Genomic DNA, 11,971 nt, shown 5'->3' with positions numbered 1-11,971 from the left:
CGGGCGGCCAGTCGGGCGGTGTACGCCGAGCGGGCACAACTCGTGGCGTATGTGAGTGCGTGCCCACGATGCCATGATGGCGACCGACCCGGCCGAGGCGGTGTGCCCCGCGGTCGTCTACGTACGTACGCCGGCGGGCCAGCTGAGCTGGCACGTGGCCGCGCCGGACCTGCGGCATTTCGAGCACCTGGTGGTGGCCGGACCCGAGGATCCCGACGCGCAGTGGGACGGGCACAGTACGGCGGAGAAGTACGCCCGACTCTGTCGGCTCACCGCGGCCGCGAGCACGCGATGAGCGGCGCTGGAGTTCGTGAGGACCTGGTGATCGCCTCCCTGAGCGTGCTGCCGGGCACCCAGACGCAGCCGCTGGCATAGCGGCGCGCTGCTGCTGCCGGACCGGCGGCCGCCCTGATGGCTCCGGTCGACGCACCTGTGCACGTCTCGAACTAGGTCCGTTGTACGCCGAGGCACACCTGATCTGCGGGCCTCTGGCCGAGGGTGCTGATTGCGCTTTAGCTGCTCGTTGCTGCCCCAGAGGAAGTTCAGCGTGAGACGAACACGAATGGCAGCGGCAGGCGTAGAGGATGTAGGCGCCGCGGGAGGGCACCGTGGGTCATTTGTGCACGAAGGAACTGGCGCTACGCCGACGAGCTCGCCCGCCGCTTTCCCCGGGTCAAGCTGGACCCAGCACCTATCTACATCCGCGCCGACGACACCTACACGCCCGCATGGAACACGACCGCGCTCGACCTGACCCTCGCGTTCGTGGCCGACGACCTGGGTGCCGATGTCGCGCGATCCTCCTCCTCTTTCGAGGACTACGGTGTTCGTATGACCGAGATCGACATTGCCGGCCTGAAGAAAGAGATCGTCCTGGCTGCGTTGTACCACAGGGCTGCGGCAGTCGGCGCGGGTTCTCTGCATCCGCGGGTGGAGGATGAGCTCTCGGTGGCCTCAGCACGAGAGTTGTGGCGTGCGCACGGACAACTTGTCGATCAATCCCGGCGAGGCTTTCGCAGGATCAAGCACATTCGGTTCGACTACCTGCACGGTCGTCTGCTCAAGGTCACATTTCTGGGGCGGACGTCGGTGGATGTCACTGGTTTCGACCGACAGTACGGACCTGGTGCGGCAATACGAGTGGTCGATCGTCTCCGCAGCGGAGCGTCGATCAAAGAATCTGCCGAGTAAAGGTCCGGACAGGCATCGGTCTCAGCGGCGGTCAGATCATGCGGCACTTCGACCAGCCATCGGCCGGCCCGGAGACGTAGAACGTCCACGCCTCCCGCTGGTCGACTCCCGCGCGGACGGCGATAGCTGGTCGGAAGTCGGGCGAGTGCTTGGCGTAAGCAAGCAGGCGGCTCAGCAAGGCCCATCGCCCCACTCAGTGATCGTGATCGAGCTTCGTTTGGCCAGTAGACGCCGAACGCACCGCGCAGAGCATCTTCACGGCTTGAGCGGTCGGCGGAGAGCCCCCGCGGCTGCAGCCCGCGCGTTTCGCGACGTCTTGCTGGCTACCGGAAATCGCGCGACGCCGGCTGTCCGGAGAGCGGCAGGCGGACCAGGCGATCGGCGATCAGGTTGGTGACCCCGCTGGCTCGCTCGAGGCGGCCGCGGACAATCAGAGCACTTGAGTCGCGAGCGACGACCCGGTGATGTGCCCAGCAGCCGGGAGAGACGACCACGTTGATGAAGCCAGTTTCGTCTTCGAGGTTGATGAAGGTGACGCCGGAGGCGGTGGCCGGCCGCTGGCGGTGGGTGACGACGCCGGCGGCGTAGACCCGGCTGTTGGGAGTCGCGGAGCGCAGCTGTGCGGCGGACAGGATCCCGTCACTGGTGAGCTGGCTGCGAATGTGCTCGATCGGGTGCTGACCGGTCGAGACGCCGGTCGCTGCGAGGTCGGCCATCGTGAGCTCGGTGATGCTCATGCCGGGCAGCGCGGGCGGCGGTTCGACCACGGTGACACCGGGAAAGCGGTCGGGACGCTCCTCGGCTGCGCGGCCGGCCTCCCACAGAGCCTGGCGGCGCGAGTGCCCGAAACAGTCGAAGACGCCGGCCGTCGCGAGGGCCTCGACCTGAGGTGTGGTGAGCCCGGTCCGCCGGACGAGGTCGGCCATGTCGGTGTACGGGCCGTGGAGGGTGCGCTGTTCGACGATCTTCTCGGCGCCCGCTTTCCCGATCGTCTTGATCCCGGCCAGCCCGAGCCGGACAGCGAAGGCGCCGTCGCGGCGATGGTCTGTGCAGGTGTCGGGAGCGTCCGAGTTAAAGGGGCCGATCGGTGGCTGTGGATCGGCGAGACAGGAAGCCATGCCCGTCGGCGCGGTGGCCTGGCCGTCGACGAACTGTTCGAGTTGGGCGTTTACGCCGGACAGTTGCATGTGGGGCCGGCGTACGTCGACGCCGTGCCGTTTCGCGTCGGCGACTAGCGACTGGGGGGAGTAGAAGCCCATGGGCTGGGCTCGCAGCAGTGCGGCGAGAAACGCGGCGGGGTAGTGCAGCCGGAACCAGGCCGAGGCGTAGACGAGCAGGGCGAAGCTGATCGAGTGCGACTCGGCGAACCCGAAGTTGGCGAAGGCCTCTATCCGGGCGTAGATCGCGTCCGCGACGTCGCCGGTGATCCCGTTGCGCTCCATCCCGGCGTACAGCTTCGCCTTGAGCGAGGAGATCTTCTCCACGCCGCGTTTGGAGCCCATCGCACGGCGCAGCAGATCGGCCTCGTCGCCGTCGATCCCGCCGACGGCCATGGCCATCTGCATCAGCTGCTCCTGGAACAGCGGGACGCCCTTGGTCCGCTCGAGGACAGGCTCCAGCAGCGGGTGCGGGTAGCTGACGGGTTCCTGGCCGGTCATCCGCCGTACGAACGGATGGACCGCGCCGCCCTGGATCGGGCCGGGCCGGATGAGCGCGATCTCGCAGGCCAGATCGTAGAAGCGGCGCGGCCTCAGCCGCGGCAGAGTTGCCATCTGCGCCCGGGACTCGACCTGAAAGACCCCGACAGAGTCGGCGCGGCACAGCTGGTCGTAGACGCCCTGCTCCTCCTTCGGGATTGTGTGCAGCTGCCAGGCCTCGCCGATCCGGTCCTCGACCAGATCGATGCAGTACTGAAGTGCGGCGAGCATCCCGAGTCCGAGCATGTCGAACTTCACCAAGCCCATGTAGGCGCAGTCGTCCTTGTCCCACTGCAGGACCGTGCGCTTGTCCATGCGGGCGTGCTCGATCGGAACCACCTGACCCACGGGGCGCTCGGTGAGCACCATGCCGCCGGAGTGGATCCCGAGATGCCGCGGCGACTTGAGCAGCTCCGATGCCATCGCGACCACCGGAGCGGGAATGTCGTGGTCGGTCGACGTGATCTGTGCGCCCCAGCCGTCGATCTGCTTCGACCACGCATCCTGCTGGCCCTCGGAGTAGCCAAACGCCTTCGCGATGTCCCGTACGGCCGATCTCGGCCGGTAGGAGATCACATTGGCGACCTGGGCGGCGTTGCGCCGGCCGTACTTGCCGTAGACGTACTGGATGACCTCCTCGCGGCGGTCGGAGTCGAAGTCGACGTCGATGTCGGGTTCCTCGGTGCGGGTCGCGGCCAGGAACCGCTCGAACGGCAGCTTGTACAGGATGCTGTCGACGGCGGTGATGCCCAGGCAGTACACAACCGCGGAGTTCGCGGCCGAGCCGCGGCCCTGGCACAGGATCCGGCGGTCGCGGGCCCACCGGACGAAGTCCTCGACGATCAGGAAGTAGCCGGGGAAGTCGCGCTCGGCGATCACGTCGAGTTCGCGCTCAAGGCGCCGGTAGGCGTCCGGGCGCTGCTCGCGGGTGCCGTACCGCTCGCGGGCACCCCGGAACGTCAGGTGCCGAAGCCACGACATCTGGTCGTGGCCGGCCGGTACGTCGACCTTCGGGAGCCGAGGCTTAGCGGAGCGGAGGTTGAACGCCAGCTGATTCGCGTACTCGACAGTCCGGGCAACGGCACCGGGGAACTTGCGGAACCGCGTGGCCATCTCGGCACCGGAGTGCAGGAACGCCGCCGGCCCGGCAGGCAGCCAGCCGTCCATCTCGTCCAAGCTCCGCCGCGCCCGCACTGCGGCGATCGCAGCGGCGAGCTTGTGGCCGCGCGGTGTCGTGTAGTGGACGTTGCCGGTCGCCACGGTCGGCAAGCCGGCACGCTCGGCCAGACCGGCCAGGATGCGGTTCTCCGTCGACGAGGTCGGCATCTGGTGGTCGATCAGCTCAACCACGACGCGATCCCGCCCGAACAACGCGACCAGCTTGTCGAGCTCGCGGGCGGCCGCGGCCGGACCATCAGCGTGGCCGCCGGCAGCGAGGGCCTGGCGAACTGAGCCTTTGCGACAACCGGTCAGTACGAGCCAGTGGTCGCCGCCGCTGGCCGCCAACTGCTCAAGGTCGTAGACCGGTCGGCCCTTCTCCTTACCGGCCAGGTGGGCCTCAGTGATCGCACCGGCGAGCCGGTGATAGCCCTCCTGGCGCTCGGCCAAGACCAGCAGGTGTGATCCTTCGGGATCCGCGACACCGTTCTGCGGGCCTGGAAGGCCTAGGGACAGCTCCGCGCCGTAGACCGTGGTCACGTCGTACGTCGCGGCGGTCTCGGCGAACCGGGCGGCCCCGTAGAAACCGTCGTGGTCGGTGAGGGCAAGGGCATGTAGCCCGAGGCGCACGGCTTCCTCGACCAGGTGCTCGGGGGAGGAGGCGCCATCGAGGAAGCTGAAGTTCGAGTGGACGTGCAGCTCGGCGTACGGCGTGATCGGTCCCTCAGGGTGACGTGGCCTGTGCTCGGCCGGCGGGACGTAGGGACCACGGTGCTGGCTCCAGGCGGGAGAGTCGCCGCCGTCAGCCGCGTCGGGTCGGTGCCCGTTGGAGTCCGGCCGGGACCGATCCGATAGCTTGCGCTCGAGCTCGTACCAGCGAATCGGCGGATTCTGGTAACCCATCCGCGCCACCTCCAAGCTCTTCGTGCAGGCCCGCGCCGCTGCCGCCGACTGCCGTCGGCCCTCCAGTCAGTAGAACATGCTTTCGAATACATGGCATCCTGTGGGCCATGGTCGGTAGATTCACGGTGCGGCGACCAGGGAGACGAATTCGTCTGGCCGAGAGCCCTGCGGCTCCAGATCGGCCGCCTGATCATAGGCCTCCCCGCTCGAGCAGTCCGGATCCACGATTCCCATTGGCCACGTTGTCCCAGATCGTCCAGTCCTTGCTGCCAGCGCCGGAGCGAAGTACACACTCACACCGCCGAACGGAGGAGAGCTTCGTCGTACGTCAACTGCGCATCGGCCGGCCCGCCGGTCCTGGAGCAATCGACGATCCGGTCGGGGTAACGGCGTGCAACCTGGGTGCGCGCGATCGGTGAAATTCGTCGGATCGACCGGTTAGCGTGGCGGTGTGAATGCGTCCTCGAACGGTCTGGTCCCAGTCCACGTGGCCCAGCCAACCCCGGGGTCTCAGGCCGAGCGTGTGATGATCGCCACCGCCGCCCGCGCGCACAACGTCTTCGGTAACTCATCATGCCGCCTACGGATCCCCGCGGATGCGGCCTGGCAAGCGAACGGCCTGGAACCACCCTGGCTGGGAATGGAAAGCAGCGACTGCCCCGCAGCGCTGGAGCCGAGTAAGTTCCACGGTGCCGGCGCGGACGAGGCTCGAACGCTTCCTGGCCGGTGCCGACCGCCGTGGCGAGGTCGCCATGGTGATCTCGATTATCGGTGACGCTGAAGACACCGAACCGCGGAGCGTGATGGCGAACTATGACGCCTCGATCGAGCTGCCACTGAACTACAACAGGGTGACCGGTCGCCGGCTGCCGAGCGGCACCAAACCGCGGCTCGCAGAAGACCTCGACCCCGCTGACCGGGACCTCGCGCTGCGCCTCACGAACCGACCGATCGACGCTCCGTGGTGGTCCCTTGAACTGCAAGGCACCACCCTGAATCGCGTGGACGGCCGGGGGCCGGAAGTGCACCATCCGGTCGGGACCTTCAAGCCCCTCCTGGTCGACGGACTCGACAACCCGATCGCAGCGGTCTGGATCGAGCCCAGTCAAAGCCAGCGCTGGTACATCGTCCCGGACACAACCGACGTCAACCTGCTCTTGTCGTGGCTGATCAACCAAGGCCTACCGGCGTACGTGCCTGAAGTGCTGCGGCGCGTCCGATCCGCACACTTTATCGACCCGGACCTGCAGACCGCCGCCGAGCTCGCCGCACGTCGCCAGCTCGACGACTTCGAGGCCGGCTACGCCGCCGAGAATGCCAGGCTGCAGCTCGAGCTCCGCCAAGCCGAGGTGGCCGCCGAATCGATCAGATACGGCCTGCTCTATGGCTCGGGAAGCACCCTGGTCACCGCAGTCAAGGCGGCCCTCACCGCGGCGGGTCTGGCAGTCGTCGACCTCGACGACGAACTCACCGGCACCCGATCCGCCGACCTGCTCGTCCTCGCCGATGGACACCGGATCCTGACCGAGGTCAAAGGGGTCGGAGGGGCAGCACCGGAAAACCTCGTCGGCGACCTGAAGCGACACCTCGAGACCTGGCCACCGCTGCGCCCCTCCCAGCCCATCACCCAGGGCCTGCTGATCGTCAACCACCAGCACAAACTCAGCCCAGCCGACCGTGCGCCGCAGGTGTACTCCCGGCCAGAGTTTGTCCAGGCACTCGACGTGCGTGTGCTGAGTGCGCTCGAGTTGTTCGAGCACTGGCGCACCGAGAACTGGCCCGCACTCAGAGACGCAGTCATCGGCGACCCCCAGCCCGTGGCAACGTCGGCTGAGGCTGACCGTCGGCCACGCAGATCCTGGTGGGGCGGACGCCTCAGCTAGCAGGTTGGCCTCAAGGAACATCCGGATTGCGGACTTGGTCGCGATCGCTCCCGCGGGCGACTGGGCTGACGAACGTCGCTCACACTCGGTTCGGCGACATCCCGGCGTGCCGGTCCAGCGATACCCTCGTGAGCAAAGCCTGACAGCGTCTTCGAGGAAATCCCCGACCCGAGCCCGCCGCGATCGGATAGCGGGGTTCGGCGATCGTGAGCACGGCGACACCATCGGGCCGGTGCCCGCCGGTGCCCGCCGGTGCCGGGGTCGTCGATCAGGACGGCTGAGGCCAGGATCCCGGCCACGCGGGCCCTTGCGTGCACCGATCCGGACCGCGGGTCACGTCTTAGTCCCGCGGCTGGAAAGATGTCTGGGCGGGCCTCTGGCCCAGGAATAGCTAGCGCTGCTCGGCGCCGGCTCGTGCGTCATCGTCGGGATGCAGGTGGATCCACATCTCAGCGCGGTGGACCTGAACCGTTGAGCAGTCCTCCATGACCCAGGCCAGTTCCTTGCCGAGGTGCTCGGCGCATGCACCGATGCCTGAGGCGTAGTCGATCACGTAGTCCGCGAAGTGGTTGCAGTCCTTGTCCAGACGTGGATACCGATGGTGGCACTCGGTCGGGCGTGGTCGACGGATACGGGTCTTTGTCGAGTCAGCGCGCGGGCCGCCGCCGAAGTTCGTTGTAGTCACGCGTCCTCCTCGGACGGCCTGCTGAGTGGGTGATCATTCAGACTTAGTGCGCAGGACCATGGGTGCGGGAGCGTCGGGGCCGTGGGTGCCGTCACCGGGAGATCGCTGGGTCTCGAAAGTGTCGCGCGGCAGAAGTCTGATCCGGACCTAGACAACGTCGCTGCGTAGGACGATCCACTGGGTTCCGACTTGACGAGCTGACAGTTGGCCCTTGTGGATCTGGTAGTGGACGGCCTGCCTGGTCTTGCCTTGTGCGGTCGCAACGTCATCGACGGCTACCAGGTCCGGCACGTTCTCCCAGCCGCTGGGTTTCGACCGGGCTTCCTCGGTGGCCACAGATGCAGAGACCGCGACTCCGTAACGCTCAGCAAGCCGTGTCGCGGCCTGGAATGCCTGCTGTAGGGACTCTGCCGGCATGGTGAGAACGACGGCCACTCGTTGTCCTGATACCTCCTGTGCGAGTGCGTCCCAGTCGGCCAGCTGCATGCGGATCTCGTCGACGCGTGGTGTCTGGGGTGTCTTGTCGAGCAGGATGTCGACGACATACTGAAGGATCATGGCCGGCCTCTCGGGGTGTGCTTGCAGAAGTGAACCTAGTCGGTGGCCCTCGCGGGGCGTGGGAGCGATCAGTGGGGAGCCGGACCGTTCCCGGGAACGATGTGGCTCGCCGGACCCCATGCGGGTGAGCCAGGGGAGTCGCTGCTTGGCAGGCCGGGAGGAATGCATACTTGGCGGTTCTCTCCCGGCCAGGGGGAGGTGGGATCGCTCGAGCGTTAGCCGTGGCCGGGCTGAGTCGGACCAGGCTGGATTGAGGCGTGGTCGAAGATCCAACTGACAACGGCAGATGCCCGGACCGGCTTCGCTGCCTGGTCAGGTCCTGCAGAGGTCGTGACAGCCGTCCGGGTACAGGTATGCCGGCCTGATGGGTTGTCGGGGGTCTCGATGAAGTCGACCGTCAGCCGGTTCCCGTTGTGGGCGATGGCCAGCACACGAACAACGTCGGCGGACGGCCGAGTAATCATGTTGAATACCCCGCGACGCTCGGCGAAATGGGCTAACCGTGCGGCATGCCGAGACGCGGCGACCGGCTCGACAGAGCCAGACGCGGTCTGTGCGGTCACGGTGTGACCACCGGGACGATTCGGTCGACCCTGTGCAACCCGATGGTGAGCCACTCAAGATCTTCGGGAGCAGAGACAACCAAGGAGTCGCGCCCGTTGCCATCCAGGGGGCGAGAGGTTCCGTGGACGCGGAACCGCTGTGTCCGGGGCTTGTCGAAGGTTGACGGCGCCCATGTGACCTCGAGGATGCCTTCGAGGGCACTGCTCGCCAGTGCGCTGCTGACCTGCCGGTCGGCCTCGTCGCGACGCTGGCCGGGCTTCAGGCCGCTGATGAGCTTGTCTGGCATTCGGACACTCCTCTGGATCGCTGCCGATTTTGTCGGTTGTCAAAGACAATCTAGCAGAAGTGTTTGACGATCGACAAAAATTGTATAAAGTTCGTGGCATCGAAGGCCGAGTCCGACGGAAGTGAAGCAGAAGGGGCAAACAACCCCCCATGTCGCTCTGCCAGCAACCCTTGGTCCCGCGTCGAAGCGTGACCGTCCCTCACCACGAGCCCGATCGGAGCCCCCAGCCAATGACCGCACAGCCGCTGTCCGACCGCCTTGTAAAGGCCTTCATGACCACGATCAAGGTGCGGACGCTGGCAGACCTGAACGAGTTTTCGTCTGACCGATGCGAAACGATGCAACGGGAGACCGACTTTCTCAGGGGCCTGCTGTTCGGGAACATCCGGTGTGAGGAGCTGATCGAGGAACTGACGAAAGCGCAGGACAGGTTCAGCGCGGAGGATATGTCCGCAGCGGCGGACGAGCTGGTTCGAGAGCTGGCTAGCGGCACGATCAACTGACGTCTGGGACAAGCCTTGAATAGGCCCGCGCCGGCGCCTGAAGATGGTCGGGCGCCCTAAGGAACTCGATGCGGTCGGCCCCCAATGTGGGGCCGGCCGCATTGCCCCTTTGCGCCAAGACCCCATGCGGGGTGTTCCGGCGGTCTGCTGTGGACGCTTTCTGTCGGTGGTCGGGGCTAGTGTTGGTGGCAACCAACCAAGGCGGGATCTAGCCAATCCCCGAACGCAGTAGAGGGAGTCTTGTCATGTCTGATGCTGGTGCTGAGGGCAACGAAATCGACGCCGAACGTGAACGGCCGGTGATCCGGCTTACGCACTCCCACGCTGAGGGGACGTTGGCCGAGGGTACGACACGTGGGGATGGCTCGGCAGAGGTCTTCAAGGCGCAGCGGTGGCGCTGGTCGAGATTGCTGGGAATGTGGCACGTGCCGCGCTCGCGTGACCGGCTCGCGAAGCTGTGGGAGATCAACGCGGCCAAGCAGGCCCTCGAAGCGGCCGGGTTCGTGGTTGAGGTCGACGTCGACGAGCAGAGCCCGCGGTCTGTTGAACAGCGCGAAGCAGACCTTGCGGAGAGTGCGGAGGCGCGCGCCGCGCGGCTGCAGAACAGGGCTCAGCGGCAGCGTGCTGCGGCCGACAGTGCGGCGGAGGCGTCGGATCGGATCAGCGACGGCATCCCGATGGGGCAGCCGATCCTCGTCGGGCACCACTCCGAGCCTCGGCACCGCCGGGACCTCGGGCGCATGCATCGGCTCGATGCGAAGGCGGCCGAGCTGTCCCGGAGCGCTACTGAATCTCAGCGGCGTGCAGATACCGCGGCTGCGTCCACGGAAGCGCGCTACTCACCTGTGAGGGTCGGAAACAAGATCGAGACCCTGAATACCGAGCTGCGCCGGGTTGCCCGGGAGTTGGCCGGCTACACACATAAGGCCGGTCCCTACACCGAGGTGCACCCGCCTGCAAGCGGCCTGCACGCGGAACGGCTGAGGATCTCGCAGGCCGACATGGAGGCGCAGCTGGTGTACTGGGAGAAGGTTCGGGCTGATCAGATCTCCGAGGGACTGGATGTCTTCTCCGCGCAGACGATCAACAAGGGTGACTACGTCCGGGTCTCTGGCTCCTGGCGGAAGGTTGCCCGGGTCAACCAGAAGACCGTGAGCTGCGAGACGGGCTATAGCTGGACAGACAGGGTGCCGTACCACACCATCACCGCACACCGGACCGCCGCCGAGGTCGAGTCGGCGGGTGGTGAGTGATGGGCATGCGTTTCGAATGGTTCCAGGCCTCCATGACAGACGCCTTGTATGTCCCGGCCGGGTGCGATATCCGGACCGGCAAACCTGGTGACGAGTTCGGAGAGGACTCCACATCGGTGGGCGCTCTCGTGGTGGTACTGGATGAGGCTTCGGTTTTCGAGGGAACACCGCGTGAGCTTCAGGCCTTTGTGGAGCGCCTTCGTGGTGCCCTGCCGCTCGTAGCCGAGATCCCGGAGTGTGAGTCAGGGGAGGAGTGCTGATGTCGGCGTCGATCGTGTCAGCGCTGCACGTGAACCTGCTGGTATACGCGGGCCTGTCCCTGGTGCAGCACGGGGAGCGGCTGCGATGGTTCTCCCGGCCCATGATTGACGAGGAGAAGGCAGCAGCACACGAGGTCGGCTCCTGGACAGGCCCCGGCGCCTTCGAGGTCTCTGGGCAGCTGATGCGCGAGCTGGACAGGGAGAGCGTCGGCGCGGTCCTTCTCGCCGAGAACGCCCGCAGCGTCAACCACCGCTACGACGCCGACGACTGGGAATCGGTGTTCGAGTACACCCCGATGTCGGGCCGCGTGGATCCGCTGCATGTGCTTGGGGCGCTCGGGTACTACGAGTACCAGTCATGTGAACATCCCGACTGGGATGCTTCCGAAGCTCAGGCCTTCTGCACTGCCCTCCGCCACCTGGCAATCAGGAAGCTGCCCGGCTATGACTGGGTTGTGGCCGAATCCACGGAGGCCCTGGGCCGGGTCGGCGTCTCCATCGCCTGAATGGCAACAGGCCCCCCCGGGGCCGGCAGCCAACTGGCGGGGCCTTGGCAGTACACGACCGTTTGACGATCGCCAAAATTTGTTGAGAATTTGGGACCACATGAGGTGTGCGCTGGGTTTCGAGGTTTGTTGCTGGTGGCCCCTCTTGTCTGTGGTTGGGGTGAGGGTTGCTGGTTTGTAGGGGTGGTGACGGTGTGTGGTGGTTGGAGTGTTGTGGTCGTGAGTCGTGTCGGCGTAAGTGTAGCAGGGTGATGGGCGAGGTTTGTTGTGGCCTGCGCCGGGGCCGAGCGGGGGGTTGAAGGTTTGCTGTTGGCAATTGTGTTTGTGAGATTCCCTTGTGCGTAAGGGGTCTGGGGGTTTTGAGTTCGCGATGCGTCAGCATCGTGAACGCCGAGCCGTCAGGCTCGTGTTGGGCGTGTCGGCGCGTCAGCGCCGGGCACGCCCAACACAAAGGGTGAGCACTTGCCTAGGGCAACCCGTTGGCAGCCCGTCAGGGCTGGCTAGTGGGTCGGCGCGTCAGCGCC

12 protein-coding genes are annotated in these 11,971 nt (G+C 66.3%); 7 read left to right on the top strand and 5 right to left on the bottom strand.

The features are described from left to right. Window positions 1-76: 76 nt before the first annotated feature. Window positions 77-295 carry a hypothetical protein gene (locus ACFV9C_RS43820; RefSeq protein ID WP_380203900.1) on the top strand — a complete coding sequence of 73 codons (219 nt, stop codon included), beginning with the start codon at window positions 77-79 and terminating at the stop codon, window positions 293-295. Between the two features lie 470 nt (window positions 296-765). Continuing rightward, complete coding sequence (locus ACFV9C_RS43815) at window positions 766-1,191, top strand: hypothetical protein (protein ID WP_380203898.1); 426 nt, start codon at window positions 766-768, stop codon at window positions 1,189-1,191. Window positions 1,192-1,222: 31 nt separating this feature from the next. Here ACFV9C_RS43815 and ACFV9C_RS43810 read toward each other — a convergent pair whose 3' ends face one another. Continuing rightward, window positions 1,223-1,384: a hypothetical protein gene (locus ACFV9C_RS43810; protein WP_380203896.1), complete on the bottom strand. Its 162-nt coding sequence runs from the start codon at window positions 1,382-1,384 to the stop codon at window positions 1,223-1,225. 130 nt (window positions 1,385-1,514) lie between these two features. Next, a complete protein-coding gene (locus ACFV9C_RS43805) occupies window positions 1,515-4,949 on the bottom strand; it encodes an error-prone DNA polymerase (RefSeq protein WP_380203894.1) in 3,435 nt (1,144 codons plus the stop codon). 689 nt (window positions 4,950-5,638) lie between these two features. Between ACFV9C_RS43805 and ACFV9C_RS43800 the strand changes: the two genes are divergently transcribed. Then, complete coding sequence (locus tag ACFV9C_RS43800) at window positions 5,639-6,832, top strand: hypothetical protein (protein WP_380203892.1); 1,194 nt, start codon at window positions 5,639-5,641, stop codon at window positions 6,830-6,832. Between the two features lie 391 nt (window positions 6,833-7,223). On the opposite strand, the gene ACFV9C_RS43795 is transcribed toward ACFV9C_RS43800, so the two are convergent. The 3 genes from ACFV9C_RS43795 to ACFV9C_RS43785 all read right to left on the bottom strand — a co-directional run bounded on the left by ACFV9C_RS43795 (window position 7,224) and on the right by ACFV9C_RS43785 (window position 8,925). After that, window positions 7,224-7,517, bottom strand: coding sequence for a hypothetical protein (locus ACFV9C_RS43795; RefSeq protein ID WP_380203890.1), 294 nt, complete (start codon window positions 7,515-7,517; stop codon window positions 7,224-7,226). Between the two features lie 147 nt (window positions 7,518-7,664). Next, window positions 7,665-8,075 (bottom strand): hypothetical protein, encoded by a 411-nt coding sequence (locus ACFV9C_RS43790; protein ID WP_380203888.1) that lies wholly within the window; start codon window positions 8,073-8,075, stop codon window positions 7,665-7,667. Window positions 8,076-8,634: 559 nt separating this feature from the next. After that, window positions 8,635-8,925, bottom strand: coding sequence for a hypothetical protein (locus ACFV9C_RS43785; protein WP_380203886.1), 291 nt, complete (start codon window positions 8,923-8,925; stop codon window positions 8,635-8,637). 230 nt (window positions 8,926-9,155) lie between these two features. Between ACFV9C_RS43785 and ACFV9C_RS43780 the strand changes: the two genes are divergently transcribed. The 4 genes from ACFV9C_RS43780 to ACFV9C_RS43765 all read left to right on the top strand — a co-directional run bounded on the left by ACFV9C_RS43780 (window position 9,156) and on the right by ACFV9C_RS43765 (window position 11,447). Beyond that, window positions 9,156-9,428 carry a hypothetical protein gene (locus tag ACFV9C_RS43780; RefSeq protein WP_380203884.1) on the top strand — a complete coding sequence of 91 codons (273 nt, stop codon included), beginning with the start codon at window positions 9,156-9,158 and terminating at the stop codon, window positions 9,426-9,428. 245 nt (window positions 9,429-9,673) lie between these two features. Next, the gene (locus ACFV9C_RS43775) at window positions 9,674-10,681 is read left to right on the top strand and encodes a DUF3560 domain-containing protein (RefSeq protein ID WP_380203882.1); all 1,008 of its coding nucleotides are present in this window, start codon (window positions 9,674-9,676) and stop codon (window positions 10,679-10,681) included. A 32-nt stretch (window positions 10,682-10,713) separates the two neighbouring features. Beyond that, window positions 10,714-10,941, top strand: coding sequence for a hypothetical protein (locus ACFV9C_RS43770; RefSeq protein ID WP_380203880.1), 228 nt, complete (start codon window positions 10,714-10,716; stop codon window positions 10,939-10,941). Then, window positions 10,941-11,447 (top strand): hypothetical protein, encoded by a 507-nt coding sequence (locus tag ACFV9C_RS43765; protein ID WP_380203878.1) that lies wholly within the window; start codon window positions 10,941-10,943, stop codon window positions 11,445-11,447. The genes ACFV9C_RS43770 and ACFV9C_RS43765 overlap by 1 nt, the downstream gene beginning before the upstream one ends. The last annotated feature ends 524 nt before the right edge of the window (window positions 11,448-11,971 follow it).

The organism is Kribbella sp. NPDC059898 (assembly GCF_042730855.1).
GTDB lineage: Bacteria > Actinomycetota > Actinomycetes > Propionibacteriales > Kribbellaceae > Kribbella.
Note: the sequence above shows the minus strand (reverse complement) of the source record. Positions and strands in the feature narration are given on the sequence as shown.

Coding starts and splice junctions, on each gene's coding strand:
- ACFV9C_RS43765 (WP_380203878.1), top strand. CDS start 10,941: ATGTCGGCGTCGATCGTGTCAGCGCTGCACGTGAACCTGCTGGTATAC.
- ACFV9C_RS43820 (WP_380203900.1), top strand. CDS start 77: ATGGCGACCGACCCGGCCGAGGCGGTGTGCCCCGCGGTCGTCTACGTA.
- ACFV9C_RS43805 (WP_380203894.1), bottom strand. CDS start 4,949: ATGGGTTACCAGAATCCGCCGATTCGCTGGTACGAGCTCGAGCGCAAG.
- ACFV9C_RS43775 (WP_380203882.1), top strand. CDS start 9,674: ATGTCTGATGCTGGTGCTGAGGGCAACGAAATCGACGCCGAACGTGAA.
- ACFV9C_RS43790 (WP_380203888.1), bottom strand. CDS start 8,075: ATGATCCTTCAGTATGTCGTCGACATCCTGCTCGACAAGACACCCCAG.
- ACFV9C_RS43770 (WP_380203880.1), top strand. CDS start 10,714: ATGACAGACGCCTTGTATGTCCCGGCCGGGTGCGATATCCGGACCGGC.
- ACFV9C_RS43785 (WP_380203886.1), bottom strand. CDS start 8,925: ATGCCAGACAAGCTCATCAGCGGCCTGAAGCCCGGCCAGCGTCGCGAC.
- ACFV9C_RS43780 (WP_380203884.1), top strand. CDS start 9,156: ATGACCGCACAGCCGCTGTCCGACCGCCTTGTAAAGGCCTTCATGACC.